Source organism: Segatella copri, from assembly GCF_019249655.2.
In the GTDB taxonomy this organism is placed as follows: Bacteria; Bacteroidota; Bacteroidia; order Bacteroidales; family Bacteroidaceae; genus Prevotella.
The window spans coordinates 3,980,112-3,996,767 of the sequence record NZ_CP137557.1; the positions used below are offsets into that span (position 1 = coordinate 3,980,112).

At 45.2% G+C, this 16,656-nt stretch carries 14 protein-coding genes; all 14 read left to right on the forward strand.

Translation table 11 applies throughout. The annotated features are described in order from the left end of the window. Positions 1–8: 8 nt before the first annotated feature. The 14 genes from nusG (at position 9) to rplD (ending at position 16,654) form a co-directional block, all read left to right on the forward strand. Positions 9–551: a transcription termination/antitermination protein NusG gene (gene nusG / locus KUA49_RS16105; protein WP_203041070.1), complete on the forward strand. Its 543-nt coding sequence runs from the start codon at positions 9–11 to the stop codon at positions 549–551. A 61-nt stretch (positions 552–612) separates the two neighbouring features. Then, positions 613–1,053 (forward strand): 50S ribosomal protein L11, encoded by a 441-nt coding sequence (gene rplK, locus KUA49_RS16110; protein ID WP_118311603.1) that lies wholly within the window; start codon positions 613–615, stop codon positions 1,051–1,053. 21 nt (positions 1,054–1,074) lie between these two features. Beyond that, positions 1,075–1,767, forward strand: a complete 693-nt coding sequence (rplA, locus tag KUA49_RS16115) for a 50S ribosomal protein L1 (protein WP_203041071.1) — start codon at positions 1,075–1,077, stop codon at positions 1,765–1,767. 18 nt (positions 1,768–1,785) lie between these two features. After that, positions 1,786–2,304, forward strand: a complete 519-nt coding sequence (gene rplJ, locus KUA49_RS16120; protein ID WP_203041072.1) for a 50S ribosomal protein L10 — start codon at positions 1,786–1,788, stop codon at positions 2,302–2,304. Positions 2,305–2,360: 56 nt separating this feature from the next. Next, complete coding sequence (gene rplL, locus KUA49_RS16125; RefSeq protein WP_089543935.1) at positions 2,361–2,738, forward strand: 50S ribosomal protein L7/L12; 378 nt, start codon at positions 2,361–2,363, stop codon at positions 2,736–2,738. A gap of 111 nt (positions 2,739–2,849) precedes the next feature. Then, complete coding sequence (gene rpoB, locus KUA49_RS16130; RefSeq protein WP_218411752.1) at positions 2,850–6,662, forward strand: DNA-directed RNA polymerase subunit beta; 3,813 nt, start codon at positions 2,850–2,852, stop codon at positions 6,660–6,662. A gap of 31 nt (positions 6,663–6,693) precedes the next feature. Beyond that, the gene (rpoC, locus tag KUA49_RS16135; protein ID WP_218411753.1) at positions 6,694–11,028 is read left to right on the forward strand and encodes a DNA-directed RNA polymerase subunit beta'; all 4,335 of its coding nucleotides are present in this window, start codon (positions 6,694–6,696) and stop codon (positions 11,026–11,028) included. A gap of 195 nt (positions 11,029–11,223) precedes the next feature. Further along, entirely contained in the window at positions 11,224–11,547 is a 324-nt protein-coding gene (locus KUA49_RS16140) for a DUF3467 domain-containing protein (RefSeq protein WP_203041075.1), read from the forward strand. 239 nt (positions 11,548–11,786) lie between these two features. Then, a complete protein-coding gene (gene rpsL, locus KUA49_RS16145; protein WP_006848839.1) occupies positions 11,787–12,167 on the forward strand; it encodes a 30S ribosomal protein S12 in 381 nt (126 codons plus the stop codon). Between the two features lie 183 nt (positions 12,168–12,350). After that, the gene (gene rpsG / locus KUA49_RS16150; protein ID WP_022110377.1) at positions 12,351–12,827 is read left to right on the forward strand and encodes a 30S ribosomal protein S7; all 477 of its coding nucleotides are present in this window, start codon (positions 12,351–12,353) and stop codon (positions 12,825–12,827) included. A 29-nt stretch (positions 12,828–12,856) separates the two neighbouring features. Beyond that, on the forward strand, positions 12,857–14,971 hold the full coding sequence (gene fusA / locus KUA49_RS16155) for an elongation factor G (RefSeq protein ID WP_218411754.1): 2,115 nt from the start codon (positions 12,857–12,859) through the stop codon (positions 14,969–14,971). Between the two features lie 113 nt (positions 14,972–15,084). Continuing rightward, positions 15,085–15,390, forward strand: a complete 306-nt coding sequence (rpsJ, locus tag KUA49_RS16160) for a 30S ribosomal protein S10 (protein ID WP_006283658.1) — start codon at positions 15,085–15,087, stop codon at positions 15,388–15,390. A 20-nt stretch (positions 15,391–15,410) separates the two neighbouring features. Next, positions 15,411–16,025 (forward strand): 50S ribosomal protein L3, encoded by a 615-nt coding sequence (rplC, locus tag KUA49_RS16165; RefSeq protein WP_153125299.1) that lies wholly within the window; start codon positions 15,411–15,413, stop codon positions 16,023–16,025. Then, on the forward strand, positions 16,025–16,654 hold the full coding sequence (rplD, locus tag KUA49_RS16170; RefSeq protein WP_203041077.1) for a 50S ribosomal protein L4: 630 nt from the start codon (positions 16,025–16,027) through the stop codon (positions 16,652–16,654). Before rplC ends, rplD begins: the two co-directional genes overlap by 1 nt. Positions 16,655–16,656 lie beyond the last annotated feature (2 nt).

Here is a 16,656-nt window from a genome sequence, read left to right on the forward strand (position 1 = left end):
TTAAGGAAATGGCAGACACAGGAAATAAATGGTATGTGCTCAAGGCCGCTAGTGGCAAGGAAGCCAAGGTGAAAGAATACATCGAGGCTGAAATGAAGCACAATGATTTACTTGCAGCAAATGTTTCTCAGGTGTTAATTCCACTCGAGAAGCATGCATCTGTACGTAATGGTAAGAGGGTCGTTAAGGAAAAGGTCTCTCTTCCTGGTTACGTTTTTGTAGAGGCAAGACTGAAGGGTGATGTGGCGCATACTTTGCGCTTCATGCCAAATGTTTTGGGTTTCCTTGGAGGATTGGATGAACCGACTCCTGTACCACAGCGCGATATTAATCGCATGTTGGGTTCTGTAGAAGAGACTGAGTTTGAGGAGAATCTTGATTGTCCATACTTGGTTAATGATACAGTCAAGGTGATGGAAGGTCCATTCAGTGGCTTTAGCGGCGTTATCGAAGAGGTTAACTTGGAGAAGCGCAAGCTGAAAGTTACGGTTAAGATCTTTGGACGTAAAACTCCATTGGAATTAGGTTTTATGCAAGTAGAAAAGGAATAGGGTTCTGTTACGAGAACTTGAAGTCCTTTTATAAGTTTCAATTTTAAATATTAACAAAAAAATGGCTAAAGAAGTTGCTGGATTAATCAAATTACAGATTAAAGGTGGCGCTGCAAATCCTTCACCTCCAGTAGGACCTGCTCTGGGTTCTAAAGGTATTAATATCATGGGATTCTGCAAGGAGTTCAACGCCCGTACCCAGGACAAGGCAGGTAAGGTATTGCCAGTTGTTATTACATACTACACTGACAAGTCGTTCGATTTCGTAATCAAGACTCCTCCTGCTGCAGTACAGTTGAAAGAGGCTGCTAAGATCAAGTCAGGTTCTGCTCAGCCTAACCGTCAGAAGGTTGCTACCCTTACTTGGGATCAGGTAAAGGTAATCGCTGAGGACAAGATGAAGGACTTGAACTGCTTTACTGTAGAGTCAGCTATGAAGCTCATCGCTGGTACTGCAAGAAGTATGGGTATTACTGTAAAGGGAGACTTCCCTGGTAAATAATTTAAAACTTCAATTAGAAAAATGAGTAAACTGACAAAAAATCAAAAATCAGTAGCTGATAAGGTTGAAGCAGGGAAGGCATACACATTGAAGGAGGCTTCAGAGTTGGTAAAGGAAATTACCACTACCAAGTTTGATGCTTCTCTTGATATTGATGTACGCTTAGGTGTTGACCCACGTAAGGCTAACCAGATGGTTCGTGGCGTTGTTTCATTGCCAAACGGTACCGGTAAGGTTACTCGCGTGCTCGCACTCTGTACTCCTGATCAGGAAGCTGCTGCTAAGGAAGCAGGCGCTGACTACGTAGGTCTCGACGAGTATGTTGAGAAGATTAAGGGTGGTTGGACAGATATTGATGTCATCATCACAATGCCATCTTGCATGGGTAAGATTGGTCCTTTGGGTCGTGTTCTCGGTCCTCGTGGATTGATGCCTAACCCTAAGAGTGGCACTGTAACTATGGATGTTGCTAAGGCAGTTAAGGAAGTTAAGCAAGGTAAGATTGACTTTAAGGTTGATAAGGCTGGTATTATCCACACTTCAATCGGTAAGGTTAGCATGACAGCTGAGCAGATCTACGGAAATGCTAAGGAGTTCATCAATACTGTTATCAAGTTGAAGCCTGCTGCTGCTAAAGGTACATATATCAAGAGTATCTTTATTTCAAGCACTATGAGTAAGGGTATCAAGATTGATCCTAAATCAGTTGAATAACTCTAAAAGTTTTGTAAAATGAAGAAAGAAGTTAAAGATACTATCATCACCGAACTTGGACAGAAGCTTCAGGAGTTCCCTCATTTCTATCTTGTAGACGTTACAGGATTGGATGCAGAGAAGACAAGTAATCTTCGTCGCAAGTGTTTCAAGAGTGAGATTAAGATGGTTGTTGTTAAGAATACCTTGCTTCACAAGGCATTCGAGGCTTCAGACATCGATTTCTCTGAGCTTTATGGCAGCTTGAAGGGTACTACAGCAGTTATGTTCACTAACGTAGCTAACGTACCAGCTAAGTTGTTGAAAGAGTACGAGAAGGACGGCGTTCCAGCATTGAAGGCTGCTTATGCAGAGGAAGGTTTCTATGTTGGCGCAGACAAGCTCGCAGAACTTTCAGCAATCAAGAGCAAAAACGAGGTTCTCGCAGAGGTTGTTGCTTTGCTCCAGTCTCCAGCAAAGAACGTTATTTCTGCTCTTCAATCAGGAAGCAACACTATTCACGGTGTGCTTAAGACATTGGGCGAGCGTCCTGAGTAATCAATCACAATGTTATCAAATTTAATAGTATAAACAAAATAAAAATTTAGAATAAAATGGCAGATATCAAAGCTATTGCAGAAGAGTTAGTAAATCTTACTGTTAAGGAAGTTAATGAGTTGGCAACAGTCCTCAAGGACGAGTATGGTATTGAGCCTGCTGCTGCAGCTGTAGCTGTAGCTGCTGGTCCTGCTGCTGGTGGTGCAGCTGCAGCTGAGGAGAAGTCTTCTTTCGACGTAGTCCTCGCTGAGGTTGGTGGCGCTAAGCTCCAGGTTGTTAAGGCTGTTAAGGAGGCTTGCGGTCTCGGTTTGAAAGAGGCTAAGGATCTCGTAGACGGTGCTCCTTCTACAATCAAGGAGGGTGTATCTAAGGACGAGGCAGAGAACCTTAAGAAGGCTATCGAAGAGGCTGGTGCTAAGGTAGAGCTCAAGTAATTAGATTAATTACATCTCTTACATAATGGTTAGGATTCTCCTGGTAGGCGAGTCCTAACCTTTTTGTGTCTTTTATTATCATGTTAATAAAACCCCATTTAATAACTTCTAATGGCTACAAAAATTGTTGATAACAGAGTAAATTTTGCCAGCGTTCATAATCCGTACCCATATCCGGATTTCCTCGATGTGCAGTTAAAGTCTTTTAAGGACTTCTTACAGTTGGATACTCCGCCTGAGGAACGCAAGAATGACGGTTTGTATAAGGTGTTCTCTGAGAACTTCCCTATCACCGATACACGTAACAATTTCGTTCTTGAGTTCTTGGATTACTATATTGACCCTCCTCGCTACACCATCGATGAGTGCCTGGAGCGTGGTCTTACATATAGCGTACCTTTGAAGGCTAAGATGAAGCTGTATTGTACGGATCCTGATCACGAGGATTTCGGTACTTTCATCCAGGATGTTTTCTTGGGTACAATCCCTTATATGACCGCCAATGGTACATTCGTAATCAATGGTGCTGAGCGCGTTGTCGTTTCTCAGTTGCACCGTTCTCCTGGCGTGTTCTTTGGTCAGGGTGTGCATGCGAATGGTACTGTGCTCTATTCAGCACGTATCATCCCATTCAAGGGTAGCTGGATTGAGTTTGCTACTGACATCAATAATGTGATGTATGCTTACATCGACCGTAAGAAGAAGTTGCCTGTTACTACCTTGCTCCGTGCCATCGGTTATGAGCAGGATAAGGATATTCTCCAGATCTTTGACCTCGCTGAAGAGGTGAAGGTGAACAAGAAGAATATGAAGGCTGCCATCGGTCGTAAATTGGCTGCTCGTGTCTTGAAGAGCTGGAATGAGGACTTCGTTGATGAGGATACTGGTGAAGTTGTATCTATCGAGCGTAACGAGGTAATCATGGAGCGTGAGACTGAGCTTACTGCCGATAATATTGAGGAGATTGTTGAGAGTGGTGCTACTACCGTGCTCCTGCATAAGGACGAAGAGGCTGCCAGCAAGTTCACTATCATCTTCAATACTTTGTCTAAAGACCCAAGTAACTCTGAGAAGGAGGCTGTTACTTACATCTATCGTCAGTTGCGTAATGCTGATCCTGCCGATGATGCCAGTGCACGCGAAGTTTTCCAGAACCTCTTCTTCTCTGACAAGCGTTACGATTTGGGTGAGGTAGGTCGCTACCGTATTAATAAGAAATTAGGTCTCGATACCGATATGGATGTCCGCGTATTGACGAAGGACGATATCATCGAGATTATCAAATATTTGATTCAGCTCATCAATTCAAGTGCTACTGTCGACGATATCGACCACTTGTCTAACCGTCGTGTACGCACCGTAGGTGAGCAGTTGGCTAACCAGTTCTCTATTGGTTTGGCACGTATGAGCCGTACCATCCGTGAGCGTATGAATGTACGCGACAATGAGGTGTTTACTCCAACAGACTTGATCAATGCCAAGACTATCTCTAGCGTTATCAACTCTTTCTTTGGTACAAACCCATTGTCACAGTTCATGGACCAGACAAACCCATTGGCTGAGGTAACTCACAAGCGTCGTCTTTCTGCCCTTGGTCCTGGTGGTCTGTCTCGTGAGCGTGCAGGTTTCGAGGTTCGTGACGTTCACTATACCCACTATGGTCGTCTTTGTCCTATCGAGAGTCCTGAAGGTCCTAACATCGGTTTGATTTCTTCACTCTGTATGTATGCAAAGATCAACGACCTCGGTTTCATCGTTACCCCTTACCGTAAGGTAAATGACAGCACTGTAGATATGGACAACGAGGATGTTGTTTATCTGACAGCTGAGGATGAGGAAGCTAAGATCATCGGTCAGGGTAATGCGCCTTTGACAGAGGATGGTGCCTTCATCCGTGACGTGGTTAAGTGCCGTCAGGATGCTGATTATCCAGTGGTTCCACCATCAGACGTTGACTATGTGGATGTTTCTCCACAGCAGATTGCATCTGTTTCTGCCGGTCTGATTCCATTCTTGGAGCACGATGATGGTCACCGTGCGTTGATGGGATGTAACATGATGCGCCAGGCAGTGCCATTGCTTCACAATGATGCACCTATCGTAGGTACCGGTCTTGAGAAGCAGGTATGTGAGGATTCACGTACAATGATTACCGCAGAAGGCGAGGGTGTTATCGAGTATGTTGACGCAACAACCATCCGTATCCTTTATGATCGCACAGAGGATGATGAGTTCGTCAGCTTCGAGCCTGCCTTGAAGGAGTATCGCATTCCTAAGTTCCGTCGTACCAACCAGAATATGACCATCGACTTGCGTCCTATCTGTAACAAGGGTCAGCGCGTTAAGGCTGGTGATATCCTGACAGAGGGTTATGCTACCGAGAACGGTGAGCTGGCTTTGGGTAGAAACTTGCTGGTTGCTTACATTCCTTGGAAGGGTTACAACTATGAGGATGCTGTCGTTATCTCTGAGCGTATGGTTCGTGATGACGTTTTGACCTCTGTTCACGTGGATGAGTATTCTCTCGATGTACGTGAGACAAAGCGTGGTGTAGAGGAGTTCACTTCTGATATTCCTAATGTAAGTGAGGAAGCAACAAAGGATCTCGACGATAACGGTATCGTACGTGTTGGTGCGCGTATTGAGCCAGGCGACATCATGATCGGTAAGATTTCTCCTAAAGGCGAGAGTGATCCTTCTCCAGAAGAGAAGTTGCTTCGTGCCATCTTCGGTGATAAGGCTGGTGATGTGAAGGATTCTTCCTTGAAGGCTAATCCATCATTGAGTGGTGTTGTCATCGACAAGAAGCTGTTCTCTCGTGCCGTTAAGACTCGTGAGTCTAAGAAGCAGGATAAGATTATCCTTGCCAAGATTGATGAGGAGTATGAGGCTAAGGGTGATGACTTGAAGGATATCCTGGTTGATAAGTTGCTCACTCTGACGGAAGACAAGACTTCTCAGGGTGTGAAGGATTACTCAGGTGTTGAAATCATCACTAAGGGTAGCACATTCACAGCAGCAGCTTTGAAGAACTTGGAGTACGATGGTGTTCAGTCTAATGGTTGGACAGATGATGATCATACAAATACTTTGATTCAGCGTCTGATCATGAACTATATCCGCAAGTACAAGCAGCTTGATGCAGAGTTGAAGCGTCGTAAGTTTGCTATTACTATCGGTGACGAGCTTCCTTCTGGTATTCTCCAGATGGCTAAGGTATACATCGCGAAGAAGCGTAAGATCCAGGTAGGTGATAAGCTTGCCGGTCGTCACGGTAACAAGGGTATCGTTTCTAAGGTGGTACGTCTTGAGGATATGCCGTTTATGGCTGATGGTCGCCCTGTAGATATGGTATTGAACCCATTGGGTGTGCCTTCTCGAATGAACCTTGGACAGATCTTCGAGTGTATTCTCGGTGCTGCAGGTAAGAAGTTGGGCGTTAAGTTCGCTACTCCTATCTTTGATGGTGCTAAGTTGGAAGACCTCTCTGAATGGACAGATAAGGCAGGCTTGCCACGCTTCTGTTCTACTTACCTTTATGATGGTGAGACAGGTGAGCAGTTTGACCAGCCAGCTACCGTAGGTATGACCTACTTCTTGAAGTTGGGTCACATGGTTGAGGATAAGATGCACGCACGTTCTATCGGTCCTTACTCTCTGATTACCCAGCAGCCACTTGGTGGTAAGGCACAGTTTGGTGGTCAGCGATTCGGAGAGATGGAGGTTTGGGCCATCGAGGCATTCGGTGCTAGCCACGTATTGCAGGAGATTCTGACCATTAAGTCGGATGATGTTGTAGGACGTAGCAAGGCATACGAGGCAATTGTTAAGGGCGACCCAATGCCAACACCTGGCATTCCAGAGTCACTCAACGTATTGCTCCACGAGCTTCGCGGCCTTGGCTTGAGCATCAAACTTGATTAATTTTGAGAACCCCTAATTAAGATAAAGAAACATGGCTTTCAAAAAAGATACAAAGGTAAAGAATAATTTTACGAAGATTACCATCGGTCTCGCTTCGCCAGAGGAGATCCTGGAAAATTCGTATGGTGAGGTTACTAAGCCTGAAACCATTAATTATCGTACATATAAGCCGGAACGTGACGGTTTGTTCTGCGAGCGCATTTTTGGTCCTACCAAGGACTACGAGTGCGCCTGCGGAAAGTACAAGCGCATCCGTTATAAGGGAATCGTTTGTGACCGATGCGGTGTTGAGGTTACTGAGAAGAAGGTTCGTCGTGAGCGTTCTGGTCATATCGAACTCGTTGTTCCTGTAGCTCATATCTGGTATTTCCGTTCTCTGCCAAATAAGATTGGTTACCTTTTGGGTATGCCAACCAAGAAGCTTGATGCTGTTATCTACTACGAGAAGTATGTAGTGATTCAGCCAGGTATTCTCGAGGGTAAGGTAGATGCCGACGGTCTTCCTTTGCTTGGTTCTGCCAAGCTTGATCTCTTGTCAGAGGATGAATACATGGACATCCTCGACAAGTATGACCCAAATGGTGACAACGAGAACTTGGATGATTCTGATCCAAACAAGTTCATTGCCAAGATGGGTGCTGAGGCAATCTATCAGTTGTTGCAGAATGTAGACCTCGATTCATTGTCTTACGAGCTCCGCGACCGTGCTAATAACGATTCTAGCCAGCAGCGTAAGACTGAGGCTTTGAAGCGCTTGAACGTAGTAGAGGGCTTCCGTGCCAGCAAGGGCATCAACAAGCCTGAGTGGATGGTGATGAAGATTATCCCAGTTACTCCACCTGAGCTCCGCCCTTTGGTACCACTGGATGGTGGTCGCTTTGCAACATCCGACTTGAACGATCTCTATCGTCGTGTTATTATCCGTAACAATCGTTTGAAGAGATTGGTTGAGATTAAGGCTCCTGAAGTTATTCTCCGTAACGAGAAGCGTATGTTGCAGGAGGCTGTTGACAGTTTGTTCGACAACTCTCGTAAGAGCTCTGCTGTGAAGAGTGAGAGCAATCGTCCATTGAAGTCACTCTCTGACTCTTTGAAGGGTAAGCAGGGTCGCTTCCGTCAGAACCTCTTGGGTAAGCGTGTTGACTATTCTGCTCGTTCGGTTATCGTCGTTGGTCCTGAGTTGAAGATGGGTGAGTGCGGTCTCCCTAAGTTGATGGCTGCAGAGCTTTACAAACCATTTATCATCCGCAAGTTGATTGAGCGTGGTATCGTAAAGACTGTGAAGAGTGCCAAGAAGATTGTGGATCGCCGTGAGCCTGTTATCTGGGATATCCTGGAGAATGTAATGAAGGGTCATCCGGTTATGTTGAACCGTGCCCCTACACTTCACCGTCTCGGTATCCAGGCTTTCCAGCCTAAGATGATTGAGGGTAAGGCTATCCAGTTGCACCCATTGGCATGTACAGCGTTCAACGCCGACTTCGATGGTGACCAGATGGCTGTTCACCTTCCATTGAGCAATGAGGCTATTTTGGAGACTCAGATCTTGATGCTCCAGAGTCACAACATTCTGAACCCTGCTAATGGTGCGCCTATCACCGTTCCTTCTCAGGATATGGTGCTTGGTCTCTACTATATTACCAAGATTCGCCCAGGTGCTAAGGGCGAGGGATTGACATTCTATGGACCTGAGGAGGCTTTGATTGCCCGTAATGAGGGTCGTTGTGACCTTCACGCTCTGGTAAAGGTTATCGTTGATGACTTGGTTGATGGTAAGATTCAGAAGCGTATGATCGAGACTTCTGTAGGTCGTGTTATCGTAAATGGTATCATCCCTGATGAGGTGGGCTTCTTTAATGATGTCATCTCTAAGAAGACTCTCCGCGGTTTGATTTCAAATGTTATCAAGGCTGTAGGTATGGCTGAGGCATGTGAGTTCCTCGATGGTATCAAGAACTTGGGTTACCGCATGGCTTACGTGGCAGGTTTGTCATTTAACCTTGGTGATATCATCATCCCACCAGAGAAGGAGACTATCGTAGAGCGTGGCCGCAAGGAGGTTGAGGAAATCACCAATAACTACAATATGGGTTTCATCACCAACAAGGAGCGTTACAACCAGGTGATTGATGCGTGGACTCACGTGAACACCGACTTGGGTAACATCTTGATGAAGGAGATGACCGAGGCTGACCAGGGTTTCAATGCCGTTTACATGATGCTTGATTCCGGAGCCCGTGGTTCTAAGGATCAGATTAAGCAGTTGTCTGGTATGCGTGGTTTGATGGCTAAGCCTCAGAAGGCTGGTGCCGAGGGTGCGCAGATTATTGAAAACCCTATCCTTTCTAACTTTAAGGAGGGTATGTCTGTATTGGAGTACTTTATTGCATCTCACGGTGCCCGTAAGGGTCTTGCTGATACCGCGATGAAGACTGCCGATGCCGGTTACTTGACCCGTCGTCTTGTAGACGTATCACATGACGTGATTATTACTGAGCCAGACTGTGGTACATTGCGTGGCTTGGTTTGCACGGCTTTGAAGAATGGTGATGAGATCATCTCTTCTCTCTATGAGCGTATCCTGGGTCGTGTTTCTGTACATGACATCATTCACCCAACTACTGGTGAACTGATTGTTAAGTCGGGTGAGGAAATCACAGAGGCTAAGGCTAAGATGATTGACGAGTCACCTATCGAGAGCGTAGAAATCCGCTCAGTACTTACCTGCGAGAGCAAGAAGGGTGTCTGCATGAAGTGTTACGGTCGTAACCTGGCTACAGCCCGTATGGTTCAGCTTGGTGAGGCTGTGGGTGTCATCGCTGCTCAGGCTATTGGTGAGCCTGGTACTCAGCTTACTCTCCGTACATTCCACGCCGGTGGTATTGCATCTAACGCTGCTGCCAATGCTAAGATTGCAGCGAAGAATAAGTCTCGTATCGAGTTTGATGAGTTGAGCACTGTTCCATTCGTAGAGGAAGACGAGGAAGGCAACGATATCAAGTGCGAGAAGGTTGTAAGCCACTTGGCTGAAATCCGTTTCGTTGATCCTAATACCAATATCATCCTTGCAACATTGAATGTTCCTTATGGTTCTTCTTTGTATCACAAGGAGGGTGAAGTAGTAGAGAAGGATACTGTGATTGCCCGTTGGGACCCATTCAACGCCGTTATCGTCAGCCAGTATGCTGGTACATTGAAGTTCAATGATGTTCAGAAGGATCAGACTTACCGTGCCGAGGTCGATGAGACTACAGGTTTGGAGGAGAAGATCATCACTGATTCAAAGAACAAGGCAATGGTTCCATCTTGTGATGTAATCGATGCTCATGGTGAGGTAATTGGTACTTACAACTTCCCTGTAGGTGGTCACCTTGTTGTTGAGGATGGTCAGACTATCAAGACAGGTGAGGTGCTTGTTAAGATTCCTCGTGCCGTAGGTGGTGCAGGTGATATCACCGGTGGTCTTCCACGTGTAACCGAGCTTCTTGAGGCTCGTAACCCATCTAACCCAGCTGTCGTATCAGAAATCGATGGTGAGGTATCCATGGGTAAGGTAAAGCGTGGTAACCGTGAAATCATCGTTACCTCAAAGACTGGCGACCAGAAGAAGTATCTCGTATCACTCTCTAAGCAGATTCTGGTACAGGAGCATGATGCCGTTCGTGCTGGTACACCTCTTTCTGATGGTAGCGTAACTCCAGGCGATATCCTCGCTATCATGGGTCCTACCGCAGTTCAGGAGTACATCGTTAACCAGATTCAGGACGTTTACCGTCTCCAGGGTGTGGCTATCAACGATAAGCACTTCGAGGTGGTTGTTCGTCAGATGATGCGTAAGGTTCGTATCGACGATCCAGGTGATACTACATTCCTGGAGCAGGAGTTGGTTGACAAGCTCGACTTCGCAGAGGAGAATGACCGTATCTGGGGTAAGAAGGTTGTTACCAACGCTGGTGACAGTACAGAACTCAAGCCAGGTCAGATTATCACAGCCCGCAAGTTGCGTGATGAGAATTCTGCTTTGAAGCGTCGTGATAAGAAACTTGTTCAGGTTCGTGATGCCGTAGCTGCAACATCAACTCAGATTCTTCAGGGTATTACCCGTGCTGCTCTTGGTACTAAGAGCTTCATGAGTGCTGCTTCCTTCCAGGAGACCACTAAGGTCTTGAATGAGGCTGCCATCCGTGGTAAGGTAGATTACCTTGAGGGAATGAAGGAGAATGTAATCTGCGGTCACTTGATTCCTGCAGGTACAGGTCTTCGTCAGTGGGATAAGCTGATTGTAGGCTCTAAGGAAGAATACGAGCGCATGCAGGCTAATAGAAAGACAGTACTCGACTATGGTGATTCACCAATCGTTGATTAAAACCATATAGAGTATATATAATAAGGTATAGAGCCATAGGTGATGATTCATCTATGGCTCTTTGCTTTGTAGGCTGTTCTTTGTCTTTTTTGAGTGCTGATTTAAAAATAAGTATAAAAATATTTGTTTTTTTCAGATTTTATGTGTAAATTTGCATCATCAAAAGAAGTTTAACCCTATTAACTTAATATAATTATGGAAGAAAATAAGAATAATCAAGAGCAGAGTCAGTTTCAGATGGGCATCAAGCCAGAGGTTGCAGAAGGCACCTATTCAAATTTGGCTTTGATTACTCACTCAAGTTCTGATTTCATTTTGGATTTTGCATGTGCACTCCCAGGAATGCCACAGCCACAGATTAAGAGCCGTGTTATCATGGCACCAGAACATGCTAAGCGTCTGCTTCAGGCATTGCAGGGTAATATCTACAATTACGAGCAGACTTTTGGTAAGATTAAGATTGCCGATGAGCAAGAGCGTACCATCGCTCCATTCGGTACTCCAAAAGGAGAGGCTTAATTGACAGAGCATACGTACTAAGACTAAATTTTCCGCTGAATACTGCTTTTTCTTTATAATATTTGTTTTTAATAGTTATATAACGTTAAAACTTGCCTTCCTTTTTCAAAAGTTACTTTTATTATTAGGTAGTTTGCCGAAAAAATCGTAACTTTGCACCCCGAAAGCCCCATAATGTGGTGGCTTATACGGAAATAAGACAATAATAAAAACAAAATAATAAATTAAAAAGTAAAATTATGCCTACTATTTCACAGTTAGTAAGAAAAGGCAGACGAGTTTTGGTAGACAAGAGCAAGTCACCAGCTTTGGATTCATGTCCACAGCGTCGTGGTGTTTGTGTCCGTGTTTACACAACAACTCCTAAGAAGCCTAATTCGGCAATGCGTAAGGTTGCCCGTGTTCGTTTGACAAACTCTAAGGAGGTTAACTCTTACATCCCAGGAGAGGGTCACAACTTGCAGGAGCACTCAATCGTATTGGTTCGTGGTGGTCGTGTTAAGGACCTTCCTGGTGTACGTTATCACATCGTTCGTGGTACTCTTGATACTGCAGGTGTTGCAAACCGTACACAGCGTCGTTCTAAGTACGGTGCTAAGCGTCCAAAGGCTAAGAAGTAATTCTTCAATCCGGACAAAAATTAAAATCCAAAAACTCACGGTCGGAGAAGGTCGGGAGTTCTAGGTAAAAAGATTATTTTTTAAACGTTTTGCTGGAGAAGTAACAGGTTGAGTAAATACTCGGGTGCGAGTGTTGAAGAACGATATACAGCCCCATGCAGAATTTAAATTTTTCAATTAAAAATGAGAAAAGCAAAACCAAAGAAGAGAGTGATCCTTCCAGATCCAGTCTTCAACGACCAGAAGGTCTCTAAATTCGTAAATCATTTGATGTATGACGGTAAGAAGAATACATCTTATGAGATTTTCTACAATGCACTCGATACCGTAAAGGCTAAGATGGCTAACGAGGAGAAGTCTGCACTTGAGATTTGGAAGCAGGCTCTCGATAATATTACTCCACAGGTTGAGGTTAAGAGCCGCCGTATCGGTGGTGCTACTTTCCAGGTTCCTACAGAAATTCGTCCTGATCGTAAGGAGAGTATCTCTATGAAGAATCTTATTATCTTCGCTCGTAAGCGTGGTGGTAAGACTATGGCAGATAAGCTCGCTGCTGAGATTATGGATGCTTATAACAATCAGGGTGGCGCTTTCAAGCGCAAGGAGGATATGCATCGTATGGCTGAGGCTAACCGTGCATTTGCTCACTTCAGATTCTAATTTAATATATAAATAGGTTTAAAAGAAAAATGGCAAATCGCGATTTACATTTGACACGTAACATCGGTATCATGGCGCACATCGATGCCGGTAAGACAACAACATCTGAGCGTATCTTGTTCTACACAGGTAAGACTCATAAGATTGGTGAGGTACACGATGGTGCTGCTACAATGGACTGGATGGCCCAGGAGCAGGAGCGTGGTATTACTATTACTTCTGCAGCTACAACTTGTAACTGGAACTATCTCGGTAAGTCTTATAAGATTAACTTGATCGATACTCCGGGACACGTTGACTTCACTGCTGAGGTTGAGCGTTCACTCCGTGTACTCGATGGTGCTGTTGCTACATATTCTGCAGCTGATGGTGTACAGCCACAGTCAGAGACAGTATGGCGCCAGGCTGACAAGTACAATGTACCTCGTATCGGTTATGTAAACAAGATGGACCGTTCAGGTGCTAACTTCTTTGAGACAGTTCAGCAGATGAAGGATATCTTGGGTGCTAATCCTATTGCTATTCAGATTCCTATTGGTGCAGAGGAGAACTTCAAGGGTGTAGTTGACCTGATCAAGATGAAGGCTATTCTCTGGCACGATGAGACTATGGGTGCTGAGTATGACGTAGAGGAAATTCCTGCTGACTTGGCTGATGAGGCTGCTGAGTGGCGTGATAAGCTTCTTGAGGGTGCTGCTAACTTCGATGACGAGGTGATGGAGCTCTATCTCGATGGTAAGGATATTCCTGAGGAGAAGCTCCTCGCTGCTATCCGCAAGGGTTGCTGCGCTATGGAGTGCTGCCCAATGTTGCTCGGTTCTTCATACAAGAACAAGGGTGTTCAGCCATTGCTCGACTATGTATGCGCATTCTTGCCTTCACCAATGGATACTCCAAATATCATCGGTACTAACCCTGATACTGAGGAGGAAGAGGATCGCAAGCCATCTGAGGATGAGCCAACATCTGCTCTCGCATTTAAGATTGCTACAGACCCATTCATGGGCCGCTTGGTATTCTTCCGTGTTTACTCAGGTAAGGTTGTTGCTGGTTCTTACGTTTACAACCCACGTTCCGGTAAGCGCGAGCGTATCAGCCGTCTGTTCCAGATGAACTCAAAGCAGGAGATTCCAATGGAGTCTATCGATGCTGGTGATATCGGTGCAGGTGTAGGTTTCAAGGATATCCGTACAGGTGATACACTCTGTGATGAGGATCACCCAATCGTATTGGAGTCTATGACATTCCCTGATACTGTGATCTCTATCGCAGTTGAGCCAAAGAGCCAGGCTGACATCGCTAAGATGGATAACGGTCTCGCTAAGTTGGCTGAGGAGGACCCAACCTTCACAGTTCGTACAGACGAGCAGAGCGGTCAGACTATCATCTCTGGTATGGGTGAGCTCCACTTGGATATCATCATCGACCGTTTGAAGCGTGAGTTCAAGGTTGAGTGTAACCAGGGTAAGCCTCAGGTTAACTACAAGGAGGCTATCACTAAGACAGCTCAGAGCCGTGAGACTTACAAGAAGCAGTCTGGTGGTCGTGGTAAGTTCGCTTGTATCGACGTAACCATCGGTCCTAAGGACGAGGATTACAAGGAGGGCGACTTGCAGTTCATCAACGAGGTTAAGGGTGGTAACGTTCCTAAAGAATTCATCCCATCTGTACAGAAGGGCTTCGCTGATTGCTTGTCAAATGGTGTACTCGGTGGCTTCCCAATGACAGGTTTGAAGGTAACTTTGACCGATGGTAGCTTCCACCCAGTTGACTCTGACCAGTTGTCATTCGAGTTGGTAGCACATCAGGCATTCAAGGTACTTTGCCCTAAGGCAGGTCCTGTTTTGATGGAGCCTATCATGAAGGTAGAGGTTGTTACTCCAGAAGAGAACATGGGTGATGTAATCGGTGACTTGAACAAGCGCCGTGGTCTCGTTCAGGGTATGGAGGAAGGCCGTAGCGGTGCTCGCATCGTAAAGGCTATGGTTCCATTGGCTGAGATGTTCGGTTATGTAACAGCTTTGCGTACTATCACTTCTGGTCGTGCAACAAGCTCTATGGAGTATGATCACCATGCACCTCTCTCTTCAACAATCGCTAAGGCAGTGTTGGAGGAGGTTAAGGGTCACGCAGAACTCCTTTAATAAAAAGAAATAACGGTAAGATGAGGCGCTGCTTAGCGAATGACTCTTAAGCAGCGTACCTCTTCTTCCATTAGACTAAAATAATTCATAATATTAATAACTTAATTTTAAAAATGAGTCAGAAAATCAGAATTAAGCTGAAGTCTTACGACCACCAGTTGGTTGACAAGTCAGCTGAGAAGATTGTGAAGGCTGTTAAGGCAACAGGCGCTATCGTTAGCGGTCCTATTCCATTGCCAACACACAAGCGTATTTTTACTGTAAACCGCAGTACTTTCGTTAACAAGAAGTCTCGCGAGCAGTTCCAGCTCTCAGATTTCAAGCGTCTCATCGACATCTACAGCTCAACAGCTAAGACAGTTGATGCCTTGATGAAGCTTGAATTGCCAAGTGGTGTAGAAGTAGAAATCAAAGTCTAATTATTAAAAATTAAATTGAAATGCCAGGATTAATTGGAAAGAAAATCGGAATGACATCCGTTTTCAGTGCCGACGGTAAGAATATTCCGTGCACTGTTATCGAAGTAGGTCCTTGTGTTGTAACCCAGGTTAAGACCGTAGAGAAGGATGGTTACAAGGCTTATCAGTTAGGTTTCGGTGAGGCTAAGGAGAAGCGTACTTCTCAGCCTATGATGGGAATCTTCAAGAAGGCAGGCACAACACCTAAGAAGCACTTGGCCGAGTTCAAGTTTGATGAGGAGTACAACCTCGGTGACACCATTACAGTTGAAATCTTCAACGGCTGCAAGTTCGTTGACGTAATTGGTACATCAAAGGGTAAAGGCTTCCAGGGCGTTGTAAAGCGTCACGGATTCGGTGGTGTAGGTCAGTCTACTCACGGTCAGGATGACCGCGCTCGCAAGCCGGGATCTATTGGTGCATGTTCTTACCCTGCTAAGGTATTCAAGGGTATGCGCATGGGCGGCCAAATGGGAGGTGACAGAGTTACTACTCAGAACCTTCAGGTGTTAAAGGTAATTCCAGAGCAGAATCTCCTTATCGTTAAGGGTTCTTTCGCTGGATGCAAAGGTTCAACTGTTTTAATTGAGAAATAATGGAAGTTAGCGTATTAGATATCAAAGGTCAGGAGACCGGCCGCAAGGTAGCTCTTAATGATGCAGTCTTCGGCATTGAGCCTAACGATCACGTTCTCTACCTCGACGTAAAGCAGTATCTCGCTAACCAGCGTCAGGGTACAGCTAAGTCTAAGGAGAGAAGCGAGATGAGCGGTTCTACTCGTAAGCTTGGTCGTCAGAAGGGTGGCGGCGGTGCTCGTCGTGGTGATATTAACTCACCTGTACTCGTAGGTGGTGCTCGCGTATTTGGTCCTAAGCCACGTGATTACCGCTTTAAGCTCAACAAGAAAGTAAAGATTCTTGCTCGTAAGTCAGCATTGTCTTACAAGGCTCAGGAGAACTCTATCGTGATGTTGGAAGATTTCACTTTTGAGGCTCCTAAGACTAAAGAATTCTTAAGTGTTCTTAAGAATCTTAAAATTGAGGGCAAAAAAGTGCTCTTCGTTTTGCCAGAATCAAATAAAAACGTATATTTGTCTGCACGTAACTTACAGCGCGCTGAGGTTATCCTCGCATCTAACGTCAATTCGTACAAAGTTTTGAACGCTGATGTAGTAGTGATTACTGAAAAGTCGCTGGAGACTATCGACCAGATCTTAACAAAGTAAAA